Source organism: Parazoarcus communis (genome assembly GCF_003111645.1).
Classification (GTDB): Bacteria; Pseudomonadota; Gammaproteobacteria; order Burkholderiales; family Rhodocyclaceae; genus Parazoarcus; species Parazoarcus communis_A.
The window spans coordinates 2,321,930-2,345,440 of sequence record NZ_CP022187.1 but is presented as its reverse complement, the minus strand read 5'-3'; the positions used below and the strand labels follow the sequence as shown (position 1 = coordinate 2,345,440).

Annotated in this window: 23 protein-coding genes; 7 read left to right on the top strand and 16 right to left on the bottom strand. The window is 62.7% G+C overall.

Annotated elements, in window-relative coordinates:
• Nucleotides 1–38 precede the first annotated feature (38 nt).
• From aspS to CEW83_RS10625, 8 genes are all read right to left on the bottom strand, one after another.
• On the bottom strand, nucleotides 39–1,838 hold the full coding sequence (aspS, locus tag CEW83_RS10660) for an aspartate--tRNA ligase (RefSeq protein ID WP_108949323.1): 1,800 nt from the start codon (nucleotides 1,836–1,838) through the stop codon (nucleotides 39–41).
• A 59-nt stretch (nucleotides 1,839–1,897) separates the two neighbouring features.
• Nucleotides 1,898–2,524 (bottom strand): DUF502 domain-containing protein, encoded by a 627-nt coding sequence (locus tag CEW83_RS10655; RefSeq protein WP_108949322.1) that lies wholly within the window; start codon nucleotides 2,522–2,524, stop codon nucleotides 1,898–1,900.
• 24 nt (nucleotides 2,525–2,548) lie between these two features.
• Nucleotides 2,549–2,830 carry an FmdB family zinc ribbon protein gene (locus CEW83_RS10650; RefSeq protein WP_108949321.1) on the bottom strand — a complete coding sequence of 94 codons (282 nt, stop codon included), beginning with the start codon at nucleotides 2,828–2,830 and terminating at the stop codon, nucleotides 2,549–2,551.
• Between the two features lie 213 nt (nucleotides 2,831–3,043).
• Nucleotides 3,044–3,895, bottom strand: coding sequence for a prepilin peptidase (locus CEW83_RS10645; RefSeq protein ID WP_108949320.1), 852 nt, complete (start codon nucleotides 3,893–3,895; stop codon nucleotides 3,044–3,046).
• Nucleotides 3,896–3,946: 51 nt separating this feature from the next.
• Complete coding sequence (locus CEW83_RS10640) at nucleotides 3,947–5,185, bottom strand: type II secretion system F family protein (RefSeq protein ID WP_108949319.1); 1,239 nt, start codon at nucleotides 5,183–5,185, stop codon at nucleotides 3,947–3,949.
• Nucleotides 5,186–5,210: 25 nt separating this feature from the next.
• Nucleotides 5,211–6,923 (bottom strand): type IV-A pilus assembly ATPase PilB, encoded by a 1,713-nt coding sequence (pilB, locus tag CEW83_RS10635; RefSeq protein ID WP_108949318.1) that lies wholly within the window; start codon nucleotides 6,921–6,923, stop codon nucleotides 5,211–5,213.
• Nucleotides 6,924–7,062: 139 nt separating this feature from the next.
• Nucleotides 7,063–8,256 (bottom strand): HlyC/CorC family transporter, encoded by a 1,194-nt coding sequence (locus CEW83_RS10630; RefSeq protein WP_234418772.1) that lies wholly within the window; start codon nucleotides 8,254–8,256, stop codon nucleotides 7,063–7,065.
• A gap of 162 nt (nucleotides 8,257–8,418) precedes the next feature.
• Complete coding sequence (locus CEW83_RS10625) at nucleotides 8,419–9,249, bottom strand: cytochrome C assembly family protein (protein ID WP_108949316.1); 831 nt, start codon at nucleotides 9,247–9,249, stop codon at nucleotides 8,419–8,421.
• 49 nt (nucleotides 9,250–9,298) lie between these two features.
• Here CEW83_RS10625 and ffh point away from each other — a divergent pair, with 49 nt between their 5' ends.
• The 5 genes from ffh to gloA are packed head-to-tail and all read left to right on the top strand — an operon-like array spanning nucleotide 9,299 to nucleotide 13,390.
• Entirely contained in the window at nucleotides 9,299–10,666 is a 1,368-nt protein-coding gene (ffh, locus tag CEW83_RS10620; protein WP_108949315.1) for a signal recognition particle protein, read from the top strand.
• Nucleotides 10,667–10,677: 11 nt separating this feature from the next.
• Nucleotides 10,678–11,487 (top strand): EI24 domain-containing protein, encoded by an 810-nt coding sequence (locus CEW83_RS10615; RefSeq protein ID WP_108949314.1) that lies wholly within the window; start codon nucleotides 10,678–10,680, stop codon nucleotides 11,485–11,487.
• The gene (locus tag CEW83_RS10610; RefSeq protein WP_108949313.1) at nucleotides 11,484–12,233 is read left to right on the top strand and encodes a competence/damage-inducible protein A; all 750 of its coding nucleotides are present in this window, start codon (nucleotides 11,484–11,486) and stop codon (nucleotides 12,231–12,233) included. Before CEW83_RS10615 ends, CEW83_RS10610 begins: the two co-directional genes overlap by 4 nt.
• Nucleotides 12,215–12,997, top strand: coding sequence for a SprT family zinc-dependent metalloprotease (locus tag CEW83_RS10605; RefSeq protein WP_332871087.1), 783 nt, complete (start codon nucleotides 12,215–12,217; stop codon nucleotides 12,995–12,997). The genes CEW83_RS10610 and CEW83_RS10605 overlap by 19 nt, the downstream gene beginning before the upstream one ends.
• A 3-nt stretch (nucleotides 12,998–13,000) precedes the next feature.
• Nucleotides 13,001–13,390, top strand: a complete 390-nt coding sequence (gene gloA / locus CEW83_RS10600; protein ID WP_108949312.1) for a lactoylglutathione lyase — start codon at nucleotides 13,001–13,003, stop codon at nucleotides 13,388–13,390.
• A gap of 36 nt (nucleotides 13,391–13,426) precedes the next feature.
• Here gloA and CEW83_RS10595 read toward each other — a convergent pair whose 3' ends face one another.
• From CEW83_RS10595 to rsxA, 8 genes are all read right to left on the bottom strand, one after another.
• Complete coding sequence (locus CEW83_RS10595) at nucleotides 13,427–14,464, bottom strand: HD domain-containing phosphohydrolase (RefSeq protein WP_108949311.1); 1,038 nt, start codon at nucleotides 14,462–14,464, stop codon at nucleotides 13,427–13,429.
• Nucleotides 14,465–14,532: 68 nt separating this feature from the next.
• A complete protein-coding gene (locus CEW83_RS10590) occupies nucleotides 14,533–14,808 on the bottom strand; it encodes an RnfH family protein (RefSeq protein ID WP_108949310.1) in 276 nt (91 codons plus the stop codon).
• A gap of 12 nt (nucleotides 14,809–14,820) precedes the next feature.
• Nucleotides 14,821–15,552: an electron transport complex subunit E gene (locus CEW83_RS10585; protein WP_108949309.1), complete on the bottom strand. Its 732-nt coding sequence runs from the start codon at nucleotides 15,550–15,552 to the stop codon at nucleotides 14,821–14,823.
• Complete coding sequence (rsxG, locus tag CEW83_RS10580) at nucleotides 15,549–16,211, bottom strand: electron transport complex subunit RsxG (RefSeq protein ID WP_108949308.1); 663 nt, start codon at nucleotides 16,209–16,211, stop codon at nucleotides 15,549–15,551. Before rsxG ends, CEW83_RS10585 begins: the two co-directional genes overlap by 4 nt.
• A gap of 26 nt (nucleotides 16,212–16,237) precedes the next feature.
• Complete coding sequence (locus tag CEW83_RS10575) at nucleotides 16,238–17,293, bottom strand: RnfABCDGE type electron transport complex subunit D (RefSeq protein ID WP_108949307.1); 1,056 nt, start codon at nucleotides 17,291–17,293, stop codon at nucleotides 16,238–16,240.
• Complete coding sequence (rsxC, locus tag CEW83_RS10570) at nucleotides 17,290–18,834, bottom strand: electron transport complex subunit RsxC (RefSeq protein WP_108949306.1); 1,545 nt, start codon at nucleotides 18,832–18,834, stop codon at nucleotides 17,290–17,292. Before rsxC ends, CEW83_RS10575 begins: the two co-directional genes overlap by 4 nt.
• Before the next feature lie 10 nt (nucleotides 18,835–18,844).
• A complete protein-coding gene (locus tag CEW83_RS10565; RefSeq protein WP_108949305.1) occupies nucleotides 18,845–19,372 on the bottom strand; it encodes an RnfABCDGE type electron transport complex subunit B in 528 nt (175 codons plus the stop codon).
• Nucleotides 19,373–19,395: 23 nt separating this feature from the next.
• Complete coding sequence (rsxA, locus tag CEW83_RS10560) at nucleotides 19,396–19,977, bottom strand: electron transport complex subunit RsxA (RefSeq protein ID WP_108949304.1); 582 nt, start codon at nucleotides 19,975–19,977, stop codon at nucleotides 19,396–19,398.
• 327 nt (nucleotides 19,978–20,304) lie between these two features.
• Here rsxA and nifL point away from each other — a divergent pair, with 327 nt between their 5' ends.
• On the top strand, nucleotides 20,305–21,864 hold the full coding sequence (gene nifL, locus CEW83_RS10555; RefSeq protein WP_108949303.1) for a nitrogen fixation negative regulator NifL: 1,560 nt from the start codon (nucleotides 20,305–20,307) through the stop codon (nucleotides 21,862–21,864).
• On the top strand, nucleotides 21,861–23,405 hold the full coding sequence (gene nifA, locus CEW83_RS10550; RefSeq protein ID WP_108949302.1) for a nif-specific transcriptional activator NifA: 1,545 nt from the start codon (nucleotides 21,861–21,863) through the stop codon (nucleotides 23,403–23,405). The genes nifL and nifA overlap by 4 nt, the downstream gene beginning before the upstream one ends.
• The last annotated feature ends 106 nt before the right edge of the window (nucleotides 23,406–23,511 follow it).

Below are 23,511 nucleotides of genomic sequence, written 5' to 3'. Positions count from 1 at the left end.
CGATCGGATCGCGGCATTTTTCGTTGGTGCGGACCGGATCAGCTCTTGCCGACTTCGACCTGCGTCTCGACTTTCTGCCGAAGACGGATGTGGAGTTCGCGCAACTGCTTTTCGTCCACTTCGCCTGGTGCATTGGTCAGCAGGCACTGCGCGCGCTGAGTCTTGGGGAAGGCGATGACATCACGGATCGACTCGGCGCCGGCCATCATGGTCACCACACGGTCGAGGCCGAAGGCCATGCCACCGTGCGGCGGTGCGCCGTACTTGAGGGCGTCGAGCAGGAAGCCGAACTTGAGCTGCTGCTCTTCGGGGCCGATGTTGAGCGCATCGAACACCCTGGCCTGCACGTCGGCGCGATGGATACGCACCGAACCACCACCGATCTCCCAGCCGTTGAGCGCGAGGTCGTAGGCCTTGGCCAGACATTCGCCCGGGCTGGTGGTGAGCAGGTCGAGGTGCTCATCCTTCGGGCTGGTGAAGGGGTGATGGCAGGCCGTCCAGCGCTTGCTCTCGTCGTCGTATTCGAACATCGGGAAGTCGACCACCCACAGCGGGCACCAGGCTTCGCCGGTGACGAAGCCCTTTTCGTGACCGAGCTTGGTGCGCAGGGCGCCAAGGGCGTCGTTGACCACATTGGTCTTGTCTGCACCGAAGAAGATCAGGTCGCCGGACTGGGCGCCGGTGCGCTCGAGAATGGTGCGCAGCGCCGTTTCGTGCAGGTTCTTGACGATGGGCGACTGCAGGCCTGTTTCGTTGGGCTGCGCCGCATCGTTGACCTTGATGTAGGCAAGACCGCGGGCACCGTAGATGCTGACGAACTTGGTGTATTCGTCGATTTCGCCGCGGCTCAGGCTGGCGCCACCGGGTACGCGCATCGCTGCAACGCGACCGCCCGTCGTGGCCGGGCCTGAGAAGACCTTGAAGGCGACGTCCTGCACCGCATCGGTAACGTCCGTCAGCTCAAGGGTGACGCGCAGGTCGGGCTTGTCCGAACCGAAGCGGCGCATGGCCTCGGCGTAGCTCATGCGCGGGAAGGGCGACGGCAGCTCAACGTCAAGGGTTTCCTTGAACACGAAGCGGGTCATCTCTTCCATCAGGGCGGTAATCTCGACCTCGTTCAGGAACGAGGTCTCGATATCGACCTGGGTGAATTCGGGCTGGCGGTCGGCGCGGAGGTCCTCGTCGCGGAAGCACTTGGTGAGCTGGTAGTAACGGTCGAAGCCGGCCACCATCAGCAGCTGCTTGAACAGCTGCGGCGACTGCGGCAGGGCAAAGAACTGGCCGGGATGCACGCGGGACGGAACCAGGTAGTCGCGAGCGCCTTCGGGCGTGCTCTTGGTCAGCATCGGGGTTTCGATGTCGATGAAGCCGGCACCGTCGAGGAAGCGACGGAAGGACATGGCGGCCTTGTAGCGCAGCATCATGTTCTTCTGCATCTGCGGACGGCGCAGGTCGACGACCCGGTTGGTCAGGCGTACCGTCTCGGACAGATTCTCGTCGTCGAGCTGGAAGGGCGGCGTCACCGAGGAGTTCAGCACTTCGATCTCGTGACAGAGCACTTCAATTTCGCCGGAGGTCAGGTTGGCGTTCTCCGTGCCAGCGGGGCGGCGGCGAACCTTGCCGCTCATCTTGAGCACGAACTCGCTGCGTACCGATTCTGCAACGCCGAACATCTCGGCACGGTCAGGGTCGCAAACGACCTGAACCAGGCCTTCACGGTCACGCAGGTCGATGAAGATCACGCCCCCGTGGTCACGGCGGCGGTGCACCCAGCCGCACAGGGTGACAGTCTGGTCGAGGTTGGCGGCAGTGACCTGACCGCAGTATTGAGTACGCATGGTTTGAGTTCCGGCAATTCAGACGCAGCCCGAGAGGGGCTGCGGGATTCAGGTAATGGTCATTCGTTGAGCAGCGCGGGCCGTTGCGGCGGCTTGCGCGTCGGGGGCGATACCACCCCCATCGAGATGATGTACTTCAGTGCCTCGTCCACACTCATCTCGAGTTCGATGACATCCTCTTTGGGCATCATCAGGAAAAAACCCGAAGTCGGGTTGGGCGTGGTTGGCACATAGATGCTGACGAAGTCGCCCTCGAGGTGCTTGGCCGCATCGCCCCCCGGCTTGCCGGTGAGGAATGCAATTGTCCACGAGCCCTGGCGCGGGTACTGCACCAGCAGCGCCTTGCGAAAGGCCTGACCGCTGCTCGAAAACAGCGTGTCGGAGACCTGCTTCACGCTGTAGTAGATCGACTTCACCACCGGGATGCGTGCAAGGATGCCTTCCCATAGCTGCACGACTTTCTGTCCCAGCACGTTTGCGGCAACCAGGCCCGTGAAGAACACGATGAGCAGGCTGGCCAGTACGCCAATGCCGGGGATGTTGAACCCGAGTACGTCTCTCGGCTGGGAGCCCGTGGGCAACCACAGCAGGATTTGATCCAGGGTGTTGATGATCCATGCCAGCACCATGAAGGTGATGGTCAGCGGGATCCAGATCAGCAGCCCGGTGATGAAGTATTTTTTCACGCGGCGATTCGCAAGGACAGGAGGTCAGGACGGGTGGCAGGCACAGCTGCCTGCGCATGCGGGCGCACTGCCCGCATCCGACGATGCTGTCGTCGCGGCACTCGCCGCGGATGAGGTCTTGCTTCCGCCCTTGAAGTCGGTTGCATACCAGCCACTGCCTTTCAGCTGGAATCCGGCAGCAGACAGCTGCTTGACGTAGCTTCCTTTTCCGCAGTTGGGACAGGTGTCGAGCACCGGATCACTCATTTTCTGCAGATGTTCCTTCTGGAATCCACAGCTTTCACAACGGTATTCGTAGATGGGCATGACAAGCTCCGGAAAGGCAAGTGCGCAAGTCTAACGCAATGCAGCATAAGGAAAAAGCAAAGTGCCACGCTTTGTTGGCTGCGGTGGATATGGGGGCTGTCGGACCCGAATTCAAGCGCCCCTTGCAGGCTTAGCCTGCCACTGCATGTGTGGCTCAGCGCCTGGCGGCAGTCACTGATGAGACGGCGTTCGTACGCCCTGTTGGTGTGATGCTCAGAGCACGCCCATGTAGCGCTGTGTGATCGCTTCACCCCAGAACAGCGCGATGATGCCGGCCGTCGCGAGATATGGGCCGAACGGTATCGGAATGTTTCTGCCGTGGCGGGCGAATACGATCAGGCTGATGCCGATCACCGCCCCGACGACCGAGGAGAGAAGAATGGTCAGCGGCAGCGTCTGCCAGCCAAGCCATGCGCCAATGGCGCCGAGGAGCTTGAAGTCGCCGTAGCCCATGCCCTCCTTGCCGGTCGCAAGCTTGAACAGCCAGAAGATCGACCACAGCGTCAGGTAACCTGCCATCGCGCCAATCACTGCGCTCGGCAGGTCCGTGTAGACGCCGGCGAGGTTGAACGCGAGACCAAGCCAGAGCAGTGGCAGCGTGATGTCGTCCGGGAGCAACTGAGTGTCGAGATCGATGAAGGCAAGCGCGATCATGGCCCAGAGGAAGAGCAATGCGCCGGCGGCGGCCAGGCCGAAACCGAAATGCCATGCCGCGTAGCCGGAGAGCACGGCGGTGAGCACTTCCACCATGGGGTAGCGGCGGCTGATCGGCGCGGAGCAGTGGCCGCAACGGCCACGCAGGAACAGATAGCTGACCACCGGGATGTTTTCAAGCGCGGTGATCAGGTGTCCGCAATGGGGGCAGCGTGACCGGGGGGCGGCGAGGTTGAAGCGCTCGGATTCGGGGGCGGGTTCGCCGCGCATTTCCGCCGCCTGCACCTGCCAGTCGCGCTCCATCATCCGCGGCAGGCGATGGATCACGACATTGAGGAAACTGCCGACAAAGAGACCGAGCAGCGTGACGAGTGGGGTGAAGGCGAGCGGGTCGCTCAGGAACTCTGACATGGATTGAATTTGCAGAAGGTCAGGACCCGGCTGTCGCCGGGCCTGGAAAGGTCAGACAACGGCGCCGAGTTTGAAGATCGGCAGGTACATGGCAACCACCAGGCCGCCGATCACGACGCCGAGGAAGACCATGATGATAGGTTCCAGCAGGGTGGACAGGCCTGCAACAGCGTCGTCCACTTCCTGCTCGAAAAAGTCCGCGACTTTCGACAACATGCTGTCGAGCTGGCCCGACTCTTCGCCGATCGACACCATCTGTACCACCATGGTTGGAAACACGTTGCTGTTCTGCATCGCCACGGTGAGACTCGTTCCGGTACTCACTTCGTTCTGGATCGCCTTGGTTGCGGTCAGATAGACATAGTTTCCGGCTGCGCCGCCTACGGACTCCAGTGCTTCGACCAGAGGCACACCGGCAGCAAACATGGTCGACAGGGTTCTCGACCAGCGCGCCACAGTGGCTTTCAGGATGATGTCTCCCACCACTGGGAGTTTGAGCACCAACCTGTCCACAGCGATCTGCATTGCCGAAGAACGCCTGTACAGGAATGCGATGCTCATGATGGTGCCGGCAATGATGCCGAATACCAGGTACCAGAAGTCGACAAAGAAGTCGGACATTGCGATGACGATCAGGGTCGGGCCGGGTAGCTCTGCTCCAAAACTCGCAAATACGTTCTTGAACTCCGGGACTACGAACAGCATGATCACTGCAACGACGAGCGCTGCAACAACGATGACTGCGAGCGGATAGAAAAGTGCAGACTTGATCTTGCTCTTGATGGCAAGAATTTTTTCCTTGTAGGTCGCGATGCGGTCGAGCAGGTTGTCCAGGATGCCTGCCTGTTCGCCAGCCGCTACCAGGTTGCAAAAAAGCTTGTCGAAGTGAACCGGATGTCTGCTAAAAGCCTGCGACAGGCTAGAGCCCGTTTCGACGTCCGTGCGGACCTCGTTCAGCATTCGCGCCAGACTGGGGTTGCCCGAGCCCTTGATACCAATCTCGAACGCCTGCAGCAGCGGCACGCCAGACTTCATCATTGTGGCCAGCTGGCGGGTAAACAGGGCGATATCCTTTTCCGTGATCTTGTGGCCACGGGACATCTTCTGCTTCTTGACCTTGGTGACCAGCACCCCCTGGCGGCGCAGGGTTGCCTGAACGATGGCGTCGCCCGTGGCGCGCATCTCGCCGCGGATGATCTTTCCGGTCTTGTCCTTGCCTTCCCAGTTGTACAACTCTTCCTTCGGCCCGACGCTCACGCGGCGTTTGGCAGTTCGGGATGCAGTCGCCATGAGTGGATCTTCCTGTGTATTTGTCTTATTCGTTGGTGCTTGCCAGCACTTCCTCTAGCGAGGTCACGCCCTGGCGAACCTTGAGCAAACCGGATTTGCGCAGATCCTTCACGCCCTCACGCTCAGCCTGGGCTGCGATATCCATCGAGTTGCCGTTGGTCATGATGATATGCGCAATTTCCTCAGAGACCGGCATGACTTGGTAGATGCCTACCCGCCCCTTGTAGCCGCTGCCCTTGCAACGCTCGCAGCCGACCGGGCCGTAGGGTTGCCAGCTGCCGTCCAGATCATCTTCGTGAAAGCCCGCCTGGAGCAGGGCTTCGATCGGAATGTCCATTGGCTTCTTGCAGGTGCACAGCCGGCGTGCAAGGCGCTGTGCGGTGATCATGATCACAGACGAGGCGATGTTGAATGGCGCCACACCCATGTTCTTCAGGCGCTCGAGCGTCGAGGGGGCATCATTGGTATGCAGCGTGGACAGGACGAGGTGACCCGTCTGCGCGGCCTTGACCGAAATTTCGGCAGTTTCGAGGTCGCGAATCTCGCCGACCATGATGACGTCCGGATCCTGGCGCAGAAAGGCGCGTAGCGACGCAGCAAACGTCAGGCCCGCTTTTTCATTCACGTTGACCTGATTGATGCCCGGCAGGTTGATTTCCGCCGGATCCTCGGCGGTGGAGATATTGACGCCCGCCTTGTTGAGCAGATTGAGACAGGTGTAGAGCGAGACCGTCTTGCCCGAACCGGTCGGCCCGGTGACCAAAATCATGCCGTAGGGGCGTTCAACGGCGTCGAGGAGCGCTTTCCTCTGCTCGGGTTCGTAGCCGAGCGCATCGACACCGAGCATTGCCGAACTCGGGTCGAGAATACGCATCACGATTTTTTCGCCATGCAGGGTCGGCAGAGACGATACGCGGAAATCAATGGCCTTGGTCTTGGACAGCACCAGCTTCATTCGGCCATCCTGCGGTACGCGCTTCTCCGAAATGTCGAGGCGCGAAATGACCTTGATCCGCGCGGCGATCTTTTCCTTCAGCACCAGGGGTGGTTGTGCGATTTCACGTAGCACGCCGTCGGTACGAACGCGAATGCGGTAGTACTTCTCGTAGGGTTCGAAATGAATGTCGGACGCACCTTCATTGATCGCGTCGATCAGGATCTTCTGGATGAACTTGACGACGGGGGCGTCATCGACTTCCGAGCTGTCGTCTGCGGGTTGATCGGTAGGACCGTCCTGTTGCAGGAGGTCCATGTCGAAATCTTCGCCGGTCAAATCCTGCAGCGTTTGTTGTGCAGTCTCGCTAAGGGCTTCGGCGAGCTTGCCGAGTTTGTCGACCTCGACAATGATCAGGTCAAGCTGCAGCCCGGTCTGAAAGCGGATTTCGTCCAGTACCCGCATGTTGGACGGGTCGGCGACGGCAAGCGTAATCCGGTTCTGGCGTTTCCCGAGCGCGACGACCTGGTGGCGGTTCATCAGCTTGCGATCGATGGCATCGCGGGGCAGCGAGCCGCGCTCGACCGCATTGATGTCCAGCAGGGGGTAGCCAAACGTGTCGGCTGCGAATTTTGCAATTTCGCGCGGATTCATCAGTCCGCGTTGGCAGATCTCAAGCAGGAAGGCGTTGGACGAGCCGTTTGCAGTGGGTGAACAGCTCAGCGCGTCGGCTTCGGTGAGGCGACCATTCTGAATAAGTGCCCGGGCAAGTCCGCTCAGTGCGGTCTGTGGGTTTGCTGCCATTTCCCGCTCTCGAAGCACCGGCGATGTCTGCGCCGGTAATCGTAATTAAGTGACATTCGATGTTGCACGCCCTGTAACGGCTTGTAAAGCCCCGCGCCGAGCCGCACACTGATCGCCGGGCGTTCCGGCCCGGTCCAGCTTACGGCATGCGAAACAGGCGGGCGGTGCGAACGCGCCGGTCCTGGGTTTGAATGACTTCAATCGGTGTGCCGGCAATGCGAACGGACAGACCGGTTTCAGGAATGTCCTGCAGGTACTCGAGGAGCAGGCCGTTGAGGGTCTTGGGGCCGTCAATCGGCAGGTCCAGACCCAGTGCGCGGTTGATCTCCCTCAGGTTCGTGCTGCCATCGACGGTAATGCTGCCATCCTCACCCCACTTCAGGTGGCGGCCGGATTCCGGCGTGCTGGTGGTGAACTTGCCGATGAGCTCTTCGATGATGTCTTCTAGCGTAATGAGGCCCAGCATTTCGCCATATTCGTCTACTACAAGGGCCAGTCGTTGCCGGTTCTCCTGGAAAAACTGGATCTGCGAGTAGAGTTGCGTGTCAGCCGGGACGAAGTAGGGCTTGGTCATAAGCTCACGGATCAGCTCCACGTTGAGCTCCGTCGCCAGTACCTCGCCCAGAAGGCGGCGCAGATGGAGGACACCGATCACCTGTTCGCTGTCGCCGTCATAGACCGGAAGGCGCGTGTGATAGCTGGTCGCGATGCGTTCACGCAACTCGTGGATTGGCATGGACAGATCGATGCCGTCAATCGCGCCCCGCGGCGTCATCACGTCTTCGACGGTAATGCTCTCCAGGTCGAACAGATTGACCAGAATGCTGCGGTGAGTCTGCGGAATGTACTGGCCTGATTCGAGCACCATCGACCGCAGCTCCTCGACCGACAGCGCTGCAGCACCATTGTCGTGTCGTGGTTGCAGGCGCATCAGATGAAGAAGACCGCTCGAGAACAGGTTGATGAACCAGATGACCGAGTAAAACACGCGCAACAGGCCGCTCAGCGGGTAGCTGACGATCAGGGCGAGGCGGTCGGCATGGTGCGCACCAATGACTTTCGGCGTGATCTCGGAAAACACCAGGATCAGGAAGGTGACGAACAGGGTGGCGGCACCCAGCGCCCAGCGGTCGTCACCGAAAAGCTCCATGGTAATGACGCTGACCAGGGTCGCCGCGGCGGTATTGACCAGGTTGTTGAACAGCAGGATCACGCCGAGAAGGCGGTCCGTCTGATTCAGCAGATTCACGGCGAGGATGGCGCCGCGATGCTCCTGCGAAGCCAGTGAGCGCAGCCGGTATCGGTTTGCCGCCATCATCACGGTTTCCGACATGGAAAACAGACCGGACACCAGAAGGAGGAAAACCAGGGCGCTGAATTGCGCCGTAAGGCCGATATCTAACACGGAGTGGGCTACAGAATGCGGGCCTTGAGTATCGAAGGCCCGGGGAGTTGGTGTCAACCGGCATGCATGCCGGTTGACAGCCCATCAGCCTCAGGCAGGCCGATGGAGCAGCACCTCGATGACGAAGCGGCTGCCGACATAGGCGAGCATCAGCGCCACGAAACCGGCAAGCGTCCACCTGAGGGCCTGCTTGCCGCGCCAGCCCCAGGCACGGCGACCGAACAGCAGCGTGCCGAACAACAGCCAGGAAACGATGGCGAAAACGGTCTTGTGGTCGAGGCGGAATGCCTTCCCGAACAGCGTCTCCGAGAACACGATGCCCGATAGCAGCGTCAGGGTCAGCAGCACGAAGGCAATGCCGATCAGGCGGAAGAGGAGTGCCTCCATGGTCAGCAGCGGCGGCAGCCCCGAGAGCATGCGCGAGAAGCGCGCGCTGTGCAGTTGCCGCTCGGCGATGGCCATCAGCATCGCGTGCAGTGCCGCCAGCGTGAACAGGCTGTAGGCGAGCATCGCAATGATGAAGTGGGCACGAAACGCAGGTGAGGTGGCGTTGGTCAGTACATGCTCGCCCGGAAAGGCCAGCGGCAGCAGGCAGGCCAGCACACCGGCAGGAAGAACCGCTGCATGGAGGCCGTCGAGCCGTGTGTACAGGGTTTCGACCCAGTAGAAGCAGATCGCGAGCCATACCATCAGCGACAGCGCGACGCCGAAACCGAAGCGCATCTCGGTACCCGGGAACAGCGCCGCGTGGAGCGCCGCGCCGTGGGCAAGAAGGGCCAGAAGGAGGATGAGACGCTCGCGTCCCGACATGCATTGTCGTTTCTGGGCGGAGGGCGCCGCCAGCACGCAGGTACGCCAGAACCAGGCACCGAGGCCGGCATAGAGCGTCGCAGGGAGGAGATGAAGTAGAATTGGCTGCATACAGACCCGCAGTTTACTCCAAGTCACCCCGGCCGAAGGTCTCCAGAACATGCTAGATAATCTTACTCAGCGCCTGTCCAAAGTCGTCAAGACCTTGCGTGGTCAGGCCCGCCTGACCGAGGACAACATTCAGGAAGCGATGCGCGAGGTGCGCATGGCGCTGCTCGAAGCCGACGTCGCCCTGCCGGTGGTCAAGGATTTCGTCAATCGCGTCAAGGAAAAGGCCGTCGGGCAGGAGGTGATCGCCTCGCTGACCCCGGGGCAGGCGCTCGTTGGCGTGGTGCATGACGAACTCAAGATCCTGATGGGCGGCGCGCACCAGGGGCTGAATCTCGCTACCCAGCCCCCGGCTGTCGTACTGATGGCCGGTCTCCAGGGCGCCGGTAAGACCACCACCACCGGCAAGCTCGCCAAGCATCTCAAGGAGACGCACGGCAAGAAAGTGCTGGTGGTGTCGGCCGACGTCTATCGCCCGGCGGCAATTGAGCAGCTGAAAACCGTCGCGGCCCAGGCCGGGGTGGATTTCTTCCCGTCCACAGCAGAGCAGAAGCCGGTCGATATTGCGCTGGCTGCGCTGGATTACGCGCGCAAGCATCACAACGAAGTGCTGCTGGTCGATACCGCCGGTCGTCTTGCGATCGACGAAGCCATGATGGCCGAGATCAAGGCCTTGCACGCGGCGGTAAACCCGATCGAAACCCTGTTCGTGGTCGATGCGATGCTTGGTCAGGACGCGGTCAATACCGCGCGTGCCTTCAACGAGGCCTTGCCCCTGACCGGTGTGGTGCTGACCAAGCTCGACGGTGACTCTCGTGGCGGCGCGGCGCTGTCGGTGCGCCATGTCACCGGCAAGCCGCTCAAGTTCGCCGGTGTGGGCGAGAAGCTTTCCGGTCTCGAGCCCTTCCATCCCGATCGTATGGCAAGCCGCATCCTGGGCATGGGCGACATCCTCGGTCTGGTCGAAGAGGCGCGCAAGGGGGTCGACGAGGACAAGGCCCGCGCCTTCGCGCAGAAGCTGAAAACCGGCAAGGGCTTCGATCTCAGCGACTTCAAGGAGCAGATCGGACAGATGCGCAAGATGGGCGGGCTGTCGTCGATGCTCGACAAGCTGCCTGCACAGTTTGCACAGGCTGCCGGCAAGTTGCAGGGCGGAACCGAGGAAAAGGCCATTGGCCGCATCGAGGGCATCATCAATTCCATGACGCCGCTGGAACGCGCCAAGCCCGAACTGCTCAAGGCCAGCCGCAAGCGCAGGATCGCTGCCGGTGCCGGGGTGACCGTGCAGGAGGTCAACCGCCTGCTGAACCAGTTCGAGCAGACGCAAAAGGTGATGAAGCAATTCTCCAAAGGCGGAATGACAAAGATGATGCGCGGCATGAAAGGCATGCTTCCCGGCATGCCGGGGATGCCCCGCTAGAAGGCAGCACAATGGGCGATATCTTTCTTGCGCTCGGACGCTCGCTGCGCAGCCTGACGCGGACCGGCATCTTCTGGCACCTGATCTGGCCGGGCGTGCTGGCGTCGGTCCTGTGGACGGTGGTTGCGATTTTCTCCTGGGCCTTCATCATCGACGGCGTGATGAACTGGATCGGGAGCCTGAACTGGTTGAGCGGCTGGCTGGCGTCGTCCGAGCTGGCGGCGGGCATCCTGCTCGTGCTGGTCAAGATCGCCGTCGCGCTCGCCTTTGTGCCGCTGATCTATGTCACTGCCGCGGTGCTTGTTGCAGTGGTGGCCTTGCCGCTCATGCTGGAGCGCGTGGCCAAGCGCGACTATGCCGATCTCGAGCAGCGCAGGGGCGGCTCCAACGTGGGGAGCGGATGGAATGCCCTGGTTGCGACCCTGCTGTTTCTGGGCGCGATTTTGCTGTCCCTGCCGTTCTGGCTGATTCCAGGTGTCGGCCTGATCGTGCCGGTGTTGCTTACCGGCTGGCTCAACCAGCGCGCCTTCGGGTACGACGCGCTCATGTTTCATGCCGACCGCGACGAGCTTGTCCGTCTGCGCAAGGATCAGCGCATGCCGATGATGGTTTTGGGGGGCGGTACCGCGCTGCTGGCCTACGTGCCCTTGGTCAACCTGATTGCGCCAGCGTTTTCCGGCCTGTCTTTCGTGCACTTCATGCTCGAGTCCCTGCGCCGTGAGCGCCTGCGTAACGGTGTGACGATACTCGACCCTGCTCCTGCTCCCGCTTCTGCTCCCGCTTCTGCCCCCGTCCCTAAACCGAACCGGATCAACAAATGAAATTCGGCGCGCTCATCATCGGCGACGAGATCCTCTCCGGTCGCCGTAGCGACAAGCATCTTTCCCGTCTCATCGAACTGCTGGGTGCGCGTGGGCTCAAGCTCTCGTGGGCCCGATACGCCGGCGACGAGCCCGCACAACTGACGGATACCCTGCGCCAGACCTTTGCTACCGGCGATGTCGTATTCAGCTTCGGTGGCATTGGCGCGACCCCGGACGACCATACCCGCGAGTGTGCTGCCGCTGCCCTCGGTACCAGCGTCGCGCTTCACCCTCAGGCCGAGGCCGAGATTCGGGCCCGCTTTGGTGGCGAGGTGACGCCCGAGCGATTGCAGATGGGCGTGATTCCGGTTGGCAGCGAGATCATTCCCAATCCCTACAACCGCATTCCGGGTTTCTCGGTGAGCAGGCATCATTTCGTGCCCGGCTTCCCGATCATGGCCTGGCCGATGGTGGAGTGGGTGCTCGATCATTGCTATGCCGATCTGCATCATGCAGAGGACTATGTCGAGCGTGCGGTGACCGTGTGGGACGCATATGAGGGGCAACTGATCGGGCTCATGCGCGAGCTGACGGAAAGCTTTCCCGATACGACCCTGTTCAGCCTGCCGACGATTGCCGGAGAGGGCGAGCGGCGCTCGCTCGAGCTCGGAATGAAAGGCACTGCCGCACGCGTTGATGAAGCCATGGCCAGACTCAAGGCAGGTGTGCTCGAGCGAGGCTTTGAGTGGGCAGACAAGGCCTGAGTGTCCCGCGTGCGCCTGCGACGGTGGAAGCGGCGCATGTGATGGAGGTCGAGGGCCGCACCGTGGCTCTCGTGATGCGACACTCGCGCCGGCGATCCTTTGCGCTGCAGGTCGACCACCGCGGCGCCCGGGTTGCGGTGCCCCACGGTACCTCGGTGGCGGCAGCGGAAGATTTCGTCCGCATGCATGGCCGCTGGCTGCTCGCACGCCTCAGTGCGCAACAGGCGCAAGCCGACGTCCAGCGTTTCGTCATGGCCGATCGCGCCGAGTTTCCCCTGCTGGGAAGGGCCGCACGGCTGTGCATCCTGCAGTCGGGGCGGCGAGTGCAGTGGCGGCTTGCGGCTGATGGCGCGGACGAACTCTGGCTGCCCGCTTCCGCGACGACGGCGCAGTTCGTGCGCGCCCTGCGCACACGTGCAATCGACTGGTTTCGCGGTCGGGTCGAAGAGTATTGCCATCGCCTGGGGCTTCCGCTGCCCGAGGTCAGACTGTCGTCAGCGCGCACGCGCTGGGGCAGCTGCAGTTCAAGGAGCGGTATTCGCCTGCACTGGCGGCTGATCCACCTCGAGCCCGCGCTGATCGACTACGTTGTTGCGCATGAAGTTGCGCATCTGCTGGAAATGAATCATTCACCGCGTTTCTGGTCGGTGGTGGAACGGCTATATCCGGGCTGGCAGGATGCGCGTCGGTGTCTGCGCGTGCAGGGTGGCCGACTGCCATTGATCGATGCGCGGGATCTTACCCCCGTCATACAAGAGGACTGAACCATGAGAATGCTCCACACCATGTTGCGCGTAGGCGATCTGGATCGATCGATTGCCTTTTATACCGAAGTGCTCGGCATGCGGCTGTTGCGCCGCAATGACTACCCTGATGGAAAGTTCACGCTGGCGTTTGTCGGCTATCAGGACGAGGACGAGGGCACGGTGCTTGAACTCACCCACAACTGGGACGTGGACAAGTACGATCTTGGCACTGCCTACGGGCACATTGCGCTGGAAGTGCCGGACGCCGGAAAGGCCTGTGACGATATCCGTGCCCGTGGCGGCAAGGTGGTGCGCGAAGCGGGTCCCATGAAACACGGCAGTACGGTCATCGCCTTCGTCGAAGATCCGGATGGCTACAAGGTCGAACTGATCGAGCGCAAGCCGGGCTAGCCTGGCGGGTGGGCGGCGCCTGCCTCGGTGAGCCGCCTACCATTCGTCCTGAAAGCGCTTCCGGATTTCGAGCACATCCTTCCAGCCGCGCAGAAAGGCGTCGACGCAGGTTGGGTCGAAGTGCTTGCCGCGGCCTTCACGCAGGAAGGCGATGGCCTTGTCCAGCGTCCAGGCGCGCTTGTAGGGGCGCTCCGAAGTCAGCGCGTCGAAAACGTCGGCAACGGCAACGATGCGACCCTCGAGCGGGATCGCCGAGGCCCGCAGCTTGCCCGGGTAGCCAGTGCCATCGAATTTCTCGTGATGGCTTAGCGCAATGACCGCCCCCATCCGCACGACCGACGAAGACGAGTCCTTGAGAATGTCGTAGCCGATGGCCGGGTGGCGCTTCATCACCGTCATTTCTTCCGCGCTGAGGCGGCCCGCTTTCAGCAGGATGTAGTCCGGTATCCCGAGCTTGCCGACATCGTGCATGGGGGCAGCCTGCAGCATTTCATCCGCATACTGTTCGCCCATGTCCAGGCGTCGGGCGACGAGTGCTGAATAGTGCGCCATGCGCTGAATATGGGCACCGGTTTCAGGGTCACGGAACTCCGCTGCACGAGCCAGGCGGGTAATGGTTTCGCGTTCACGGGCGTGAATCTCCGCCGTCGCCTGGCGCACCGCTTCGGCAAGTCGCACCGCGCGGTCGCGTGTCGCCAGGTGGGCCTCGCGCAACTTGAGCATGTTGCGTACCCGGGGTTCGAACTCGTGCGGGTCGATCGGCTTGTTGAGGAAGTCGTTGGCGCCGAACTCAAGCGCATCGTAGCGGGTGCGGCGTTCATTATTGGCCGTGACCATCAGGATCGGCAGGTCATCATGGTCACGCAAGGCCCGGATACGCCGTATGAACTCGATACCGTCGATGCCCGGCATCATGTAGTCGACGATGATCAGGTCGGGCTCATTGCGCTCGCACCAGTCGAGCGCGGCGAGCGGTTCGGCAAAACACTCCGCCTGGCAGCCGCCCACGCGGCCGACAAGCTTCTCCATCAGGGTCAGGTTCAGCGGAGTGTCGTCGACAATGGCAACGAGCATGGTCGCCCCGGGTCATTCAATGACGACAGTATGTCCCAGGTGTGATGCTGCTGCCAGCATGTAGATGCTCAGTCCTCATCCTCCATGCCGCCCCGCCGCGGGACCTGGGTCGGATCGCAGGTGATCGGACGGTAGATCTCGACCCGGTCGCCTGGCTGCAAAGGGGCGTCGAGCTTGACCAGCTTGCCGAAGATGCCGACCTTCTGTTGCGTGAGGTCGATCTGCGGATACATGGCCAGCACGCCCGAATGCTCGATCGCATCCTTTACCGTGGCCTCGTCCGCCACATCGATGCGCAGCCAGCAGTGCTGGGCGCCATCGGAATACGCTATGCCGATTCTCATCCGGATGCTCGCTCAGAGAGAGGCGCCTTCCGCCGGCAAGGCTTCGGGTGCGGGGGTTTGGTGTGTCCGTCGTGTCTCGACATGACGCTGCAATGCCATGAGGAAGCCGAGTGCGAGGAAGCCGCCGGGCGGCAGGATCATCATCAGAAAGCCCTTGTAGTCCGGGATGACCGTGATCTCAAGGAAGCGGAAGGACTCGCCCAGCAGCAGGCTGGCGCTGGCAAACAGCGTGCCGCTGCCGAGCACTTCGCGTGTCGCGCCAAGTACGATCAGTGCGAGCGTGAAGCCCAGCCCCATGGCGATGCCGTCGACGATGGAGGAGAGCACCGGCTGGCGGGAGGCGAAGGCCTCGGCACGGCCAAGGATCGCGCAATTGACCACGATCAGGGCAATGAAGAGCCCCAGCACCTTGTGCAGATCGTGCAGCCATGCGTTCAGGCTCATATCCACAAGGGTCACCAGGGTCGCGATCAGCACGATGAAGGTCGGGATACGTACGCTGGGACTGACGAAGTTGCGGATCGCTGCAACGATGGCGTTCGACAGCACCAGTACGGCGGTGGAGGCGAGCCCCATGCCGAGGCCGTTCGTGGCCGTGCTGGTGACTGCCATCAGGGGGCAGAGCGCGAGCATCTGTGTGAATACGACGTTCTGCCGCCACACCCCGTCGCGGATGATGTTGCCGAATGGCAGCCTCGGGGCCGCTTCAGGTTCGGATCCTGTGTCCTTGCAGTGCAGACTCATGATGTCGGTTCCTTCTTCAGGGTCAGCAGGTGATCGTCCTCGCCCAGCATGGCGCTGCGGTTGTGCGCAAACAGTTCGAGCCCGCCACGGACCGCATTGACGACTGCGCGCGGGGTGATCGTGGCGCCGGCGAACTGGTCGAAATCACCACCGTCCTTCTTCACCGCCCAGCGTGCTGGCGGCGGGGACTCAAGCGACTTGCCGGCGAAGCTGTCGATCCACGGATTCTTGGCGAACTCGATCTTGTCGCCGAGTCCGGGCGTCTCTGTGTGGCGGGTGACGCGCACGCCGAGCAGGCGACCGCTGCGATCGACGCCCATCATGATGCGGATCGGCCCGGCATAGCCCTTGGCGGTCACGGCGAAGACCACGCCGCGGACCTCGGCTGCCCGGCGCGCCTGATAGACGGTCAGCGGCGGGGTGCCAGCCATCGGCAGGCTGATGGTGTCCTTGAGCAGGTCGTTGTCGGCAAACCCCTGCGGTAAAACCTGAGCCAGCGAGGCGGCGGTGTCGCGCGCCGCGGCTTCGGCGATGGCAGGTCCGGTGGCCTGATGCGCGAACGCGAGTGCAGCGCTTGCAGTCAGGGCGACGAGGCCAAGCGAGGCGCCCTGGTACCACAGGGCCTCGATGGGCGGAGAGGACAATGGCGATTTGCGCATGGCTGGATTCGGCGCTTGAAGTTGATTCACGGGGCGGTCATCGAGTGACCGTTGCGGCGGCGGCCAAAGATGCGGGGACGCGTTACGCGATCGATCAGGGGCACTGCCGAATTCATGAGCAGTACGGCGAAGGCCACGCCTTCCGGATAAGCACCCCATGTGCGGATGACCCAGGTCAGCAAGCCGCAGCCCAGACCGAAGATCCACTGTCCGAGCGGGGTACTTGGCGAGCTAACATAGTCGGTCGCAATGAAGAAGGCGCCGAGCATGACGCCACCGGTCAGCAGATGAGCCAGGGGCGGCAGATACTGATCCGGAGCGAGGAGGTGCGCAAAGGCTGCGGGCAGCACCACACCCAGAATGAAGGCGGCCGGAATCTGCACGCCGATCACCCGTTTCAGCATCAGGAACACGCCGCCAGCGGCGAGCAGCAGCGCGCTGGTTTCCCCCAGACTGCCGGCGCGTTGGCCGAGGCCGAAGCTGAACGGATCCCAGTGTCCGGTCAGCGATTGCGACAGGGCGATGCCGCGCGATGCCTCGGACTTGACGTGGCCCAGCAGTGATGCGCTCGTCATGGCGTCCGGCACGTTGCCACCGAAGGTCACGCTCAGTGCGGTCATCGGGTCAAGCCCGGCGCTCAAGCCTGCTGCGTGGGGGGCAACCCATTGCGTCATCTCGACCGGAAACGAGATCAGCAACATCACCCGCGCGGCCATTGCCGGGTTGAAGAGGTTTTGTCCCAGGCCGCCGAAGGCGTGCTTGGCAACGATGACGGCGAAGCTCGCGCCCGCCGCAGCGATCCACCACGGTGCCCAGGGGGGGAGGGACAGGGCGAGCAGCCAGCCGGTGAGCATTGCCGAGCCGTCGGCGAGCAAGGGGCCTGCGGGCCGCTCCGCCAGACGCGCACAGAAGGCCTCGGAGATCAGGGCGGAAAGAATGGTGACACACCATAGCGTGATCGCCGGCCAGCCAAAGTGCCAGAAGCCGGCCACCGTTGCCGGGGTCAGTGCCAGCATCACCAGCAGCATGACACGGCCAACGGAGCGGGCTCCGTGCGCGTGAGGTGAGGAAATCGGGTTCATGCCGTGGTCTCCTCGGTTGTTTTCGCGGCTGCGCTTGCCTTTGCCGCTGCGGCTTCGGCGGCAGCTGCCTTGGCGCGGGCGCGCTCGGCCTTGCGTCGCTCCGCAGCCTCGGCCTTTTCGCGCGCTTCGCGTTCCATGCGGCTTTCACGCGCTTCGACAAGCTCCTTGATGGCATCCTGTTTCATGCGGTTTCGGCCCTGGGCTGCGAGTTCGCCCTTTGCATGGTTGAAGTACTGGACGAGCGGAATCTGGGAAGGGCAGACAAAGGAGCAGGTACCGCAGCTGATGCAATCCTTGAGTCCGATCTCGACCGACGCCTTGAGGTCGCCGCTCCTGATCAGTGCGGCCATCTCCAGCGGCATCAGCCCGATCGGACAGGCGCCCACGCAGGAAGCACAGCGAATGCAGGGGCCGGGTTCCGGGAGGGCTGCGAGTTCGTGTTCGACCAGTCCAAGCAGTCCGCCGCTTCCCTTGATCACCGGGATGTCGAGCGAGTGGATGGATAATCCCATCATCGGCCCGCCCATGACCCAGCGCGCGACCGGTTCCGTCGTTCCGCCGCAGAATGCCACCAGGGTGGAGAGCGGCGTGCCGATGCGCACCTCAAGGTTGCGCGGTGTGCGGATGGCGCCGCCGGAGACGGTGACGATGCGCCGGGTGAGCGGCTCGCCGAAGCGGATCGCACGGTGAATGGCGGCGGCGGTGCCGACGTTCTGCACCATGACGCCGATATCTGCCGAACGGCCTTCCGCAGGCACTTCACGCCCGGTCAGCCAGGAAATGAGCTGTTTCTCCGAGCCCATCGGATAGCGGCTCGGAACCTCGACGACCTCCACATCGGCGACGCCCTCGGCCGCCGCACGCAGGGCAGCGATCGCCTGAGGCTTGTTGTTCTCCACGCCGATCAATGCGCGTTCGCCGCCAATGGCCCGCAGGATGATGCGCGCGCCGTCGATGACCTCGGGGGCGCGCTCGCGCATCAGGCGATCGTCGCACGAAAGGTAGGGTTCGCACTCGCCACCGTTCAGGATCAGCGTGGGAATCGGGTTCTTCTGGCCGAGGGCGAGCTTGACGGCCGCCGGGAAGGTGGCACCGCCCATGCCGACCACGCCGGCAGCCGCAACCCTGCGCGCAATCTCCGCGGGTTCGAGGCTGAACGGGTCGGTGTGATCCGGTGGCAGGGCTTCGTCAAGACCGTCGGTATCAAGCAGGATGGCCGGACCCGCAAGGCCGGAGGCGTGCGGCACCGGTACCTCGGCGATGCCGATCACGGTGCCGGATGTTGGCGCATGTATCGGCGCAGAGATCGCCCCCTGCGCTTCGGCAATGAGTTCGCCGCGCAGCACATACTGCCCTGCCTGCACCAGTGGGCGTGCCGGCGCGCCGATATGCTGGGCAAGCGGCAGGATCAGCCGCGGAGGCAGAGGCAGCACCGTGATCTCGGTATCCGCGGCCGGATGTTTGCGGCCTTCGGGGTGGGCGCCCCAGCGCTGCAGCATGCGGCGCAGGAAGGAGGGGGTGGATAAGGCAGGGGTATTCATGGCATCACTCTCAGGCGCTGACCGGTTTCGGCCAGACCCAGGTTTGCTGTGTGACGGGCACCGGAGCAAGGTCGATGGCCCCGGTGGGGCAGACTTCTTCGCATTTCGCGCAGCCGGTGCAGGCCTCGCGAATCACCGAGTGGATCTGCTTGACGGCGCCCAGCACCGCATCGGTGGGGCAGGACTTGAAGCATTTCGTGCATCCGATGCAGATTTCCTCGCGCACTTCCGCGATGCGTGGCACCTGAATCTGGACGGCGCCGGCGTCGAGTGCGAGTCCGAGCCGTGCGGCCAGCGCTTCGGCCAGTTGCAGGCCACCGGGCGGGCAGCAGGTGGCAGGTGCGTTTCCCGCAATGAGCGCCTCGGCGGCGCCTGCGCAACCGGGAAAGCCGCACTGACCGCAGTTGGTGCCGGGCATCATGGCTTCGATTTCGGCTTCGACGCCGTCCCGCTCGACATGGAAGAAGCGTGCGGCAAGCCCCAGCCCGAGGCCGAAAACAGCGCCCATCACGGAGAGGCTAACTACGGCGATCAACATGTCGGCTCCTTTGAGAGTGTCGGTCAGTGGTTGGTGAGGCCGGAAAAGCCCATGAACGCGAGCGACAGCAGTCCGGCAGTCACAAAACCAATTGGTGCGCCGGCGAAGGCTGCCGGCACCCGTGCGAGCGCCAGGCGCTCGCGCAGTCCGGCGAACAGTACGAGAACCATGGTGAAGCCTGCGGCTGAGCCCAGCCCGTAGACGACGCTGCGAACGAAGCCCGCGCCCTCCTGGACATTGAGCAGCGCCACGCCGAGCACCGCGCAGTTGGTCGTGATGAGCGGAAGATAGATGCCGAGCACCTTGTACAGGGCGGGCGCGTTCTTCTTGACCGCCATTTCGACGAACTGGACGGTTGCGGCGATGACCAGGATGAAGCCCAGGATGCGCAGATAAGCCAGATCGAAGGGTGCGAGCAAGGCATGCTCGAGCACCCAGGTCACGGCACTCGCGAGCGTGAGCACGAAGGTCGTGGCCATTCCCATGCCAAGCGCGCTGTCGATCTTGCGCGAGACCCCCATGAAGGGACACAGGCCCAGGAATTTCACCAGCACGACGTTGTTTACCAGCGCCGTGCCCAGTAGCAGCATCAACCATTCACTCATTGCCGACGATCTCCGTCATTGCGGTTTTCATGCTGTGTGTTGCATGAGACATGCCACCGTGGGATTGTCGGCAAGTGACTGATTTCATGGAGGTGTGATGTTTCAGGAGGTGCGCCGGCATGTTTCGAGTACGTCAGTTGCGCAGGGATTGTCGTAAACACGACAAGGTCTGTGGCGGGTTCCGCTGGGTCCCCGGGGCAGCCCGAAAAGTGTCGATTCCGTGGCAGGACAGGTGTCCGGCTGTCATGCACCGGACAAGTGCATCGAATTGTTAGGTTTGGCACAATGATTGCTAGTGAGGAGCAAACTGTCCCTTGAGAGACTTCAATGTCGGCCCCTGACTCGATGCATGCCGTGTTCTCCGATGCCGTGTTCCACGATGCGGTAGAGCAATCTGCGATTGCGATCTCGATCACCGATGTCAATGCGCACATCCTGTATGTGAACCCGGCCTTTTCGGCGATCACCGGGTACGCCGCCTCCGAGGTGGTTGGGCAGCGCCAGTCGCTGTTGTCCTACAAATCGACACCGCGCTCGGTCTACCAGACGATGTGGCAGGCCCTGAAAAGCGGCCAGTCGTGGACCGGGCGCCTGCTCAACCGCCGGCGCGACGGAACGCCCTATGTGGCCGAGCTGACGGTCACGCCGTTGCGCTCCGCCGCGATTAAGGGAGAGGAAACCCGTTACCTCGGCATGCACTGGGACGCGACCGAAGAGCACCGTCTGGCACAGCAGCTGAGCAATCACAAGCAGCTCATCGAGTCGGTGATCTCGGTGGCACCAGTCGCGGTTGCGCTGCTCGACGTCGAGGGCAAGGTCGTCCTCGACAACCCCGCTTACCGCCGTGTGGTCTCCGACATGCGGGTGACCGAGCCGGCGCATTCGGTGATGGATGCACTGCGTCAAAGTCTCGGTGAGAGTTTCAAGCATGCACTGGCTCACCGCCGTGCCTTGCTCAACCACGAACTGTGCTTCGATTCGGATTCGGGAGAGCCGCGCTGGTATTCGTGTTCGGTGTCGTGGTTCGAGGAGCGTCATACCAGCCCCGATGCGTTCTACGGCGACGGTTGCTCCGACTACATGCTGCTGGTGATGCACGACATCAGTGCCTCCAAGCGTCAGCAGGAGGCGCTGCGTATTGCAGCGATGCGCGCGATGCTGTCCGAGGGCGAATTCAACCAGAGTCTGCGTGAGGCATTGTCGGGGGCGATCTTTCAGTTGCAGGGGCCGGTGAATCTGATCTCGGCAGCGGCGAGTCTGCAGCGTCGCCGTGCTGGCGGGGCTGCAGGAGGTGATGCGCTCGCCAAGGCCCTTGCGGACGCGCAGCGTGCGGGAGAAGAGGCCATCTCCACCTTGCAGGCGGCGATGCCGCCCGAGCCCGAGGCCCCCACCGGACTGGTTAACCTCAATGAGGTTCTGCGTGACGTGCTGATGCTCGAGACAGAGACCTTCCTGTCGGCAGGGGTAACGGTCGACTGGCTGCCAGCGCATGTCCTGCCTTCGGTCCAGGGCAATCCCACCGCGCTGAGGACCCTGTTCCGGCAGTTGGTGACGAATGCGGTGGAAGCCATGAATGTGCGCGGCTGGACCGAACGCAACCTGAGCCTGAGCACCGAGGTGCATGGCAAGTATGTGCGTGCGGCGCTGACCGATACCGGCCCGGGCATTCCCGACGAATTGCGCCTGAAAGTGTTCGAGCCCTTCTTCTCGACCAAGAAGGGGCGCGCAGCGGGGCGCGGGGTTGGATTGTCGCTGGCTCAGGAGATCGTCAGCCGGCATCGCGGTGTGCTCGAGATCGATCCGTCGTATGCAGGCGGCTGCCGGCTTCTGGTGAGCATTCCTGCCCTGGGGCAGATCCCCGTGGCCGATGAGGAGGGCGAAAGATGACTGCGAGCGATCCGCTGGACGAGGCGCGCGCAGCCTGGCTCGAATCGTCGCTTGAGGCCTTGTATCGGGTCAGCCGGGTGTTGTCGCGTTCGCTGGAACTGCGCGAAACCCTTGCGGAACTCCTGCGCGTACTGGATGAGGAGTGCGGCTTCAATCGGGCCCTGGTCACCTTGAGCGAGCCCGATGGGGAGGCGATGGCGATTTCGGCCCTGCATGGCGTGGATAGCACGATCGATCCGGATATCCGCTGGCGTGCGGGCGAGGGTGTGATCGGCAGCGTACAGCAGCGCTCGAGGCCGCTCGTTCTCCAGCGCCTTGCCGAAAGCCCCGATTACCTGCGTCAGCGCGGGGTGTTCGACGCCGACGCACCCTTTATCGGCGTGCCGATCCGGGTCGCACATGAAACCGTCGGTGTGCTTGCGCTGCAGCCTCCGCTGGCGGTTCGGGAACGCCTCGACGACGATGCCCATTTTGCGGAGATGGTGGCCAACCTGATTGGTCAGACGGTGAGACTCTCCCGTCAGGTGCGCCAGGAACGCCGGGATATTTCGGAGGAGCGCGACAGTTTGCGGCGCACCGTGCGAAGCCATTTCGGCTTCGACAGCATCATCGGGCACACCGCCGTGATGCGTAAGGTGTTCGATCAGGTACGGCAGGTGGCGAAGTGGAACACGACCGTGCTGGTGCGCGGCGAGACCGGCACCGGCAAGGAGCTGATCGCTCAGGCCATCCATTACAACTCCCCGCGCGCAGCGGGGCCCTTCGTCAAGCTCAACTGTGCGGCCCTGCCGGAGAACCTGCTGGAGTCCGAGCTCTTCGGCCACGAGAAGGGGGCATTCACCGGTGCGCTCACGCAGCGCAAGGGGCGTTTCGAGACGGCCGATGCCGGCACGCTGTTCCTGGACGAAATCGGCGAAATCTCCGCATCCTTCCAGGCCAAGCTGTTACGCGTGCTGCAGGAAGGCGAGCTGGAGCGCGTTGGCGGCGTGCGCACATTGCGGGTGGATGTGCGGGTGATTGCTGCAACCAATCGCGATCTGGAACTGGAAGTCGAAGCGGGCAAGTTCCGCGAGGATCTGTTCTACCGCCTGAACGTCATGCCCATCATGCTGCCGCCGCTGCGGGAGCGCGTCGAGGACATTCCCGAGATTGCTTCGTTCCTGGTCGGCAAGGTGGCGAAAATGCAGGGGCGTCCGCTTTCGATCACCGACAGCGCGCTGCGCATCCTTCTCCACCATGCGTGGCCGGGCAATGTGCGCGAGCTCGAAAACTGTATCGAGCGCGCGGCGGTCATGAGCGAGGATGGCGTCATCGATCGCGATCTGGTGCTGATCTCGGGTGTCGAAGAGCGGGTGTCGCCAATGCGTGGAGGCGGTTCGGTGGATCTCGATGATCCGGATCTGGATGAGCGCGAGCGGGTCATCGCTGCACTTGAGCAGGCCGGCTGGGTACAGGCCAAGGCCGCCCGACTGCTGAACATGACGCCGCGACAGATCGCCTATCGCATTCAGACGCTCAACATCAAGGTGCGTCAGATCTGAGTGCGCATAGTCGTCCGTCCCGGTCCGATGCCGTGACGTTTCGCTGAACGGTGCGTGAATGTTGTCTTCACGAAGTGTTCAGCGGGGGACTGTCAGTATGCATTCA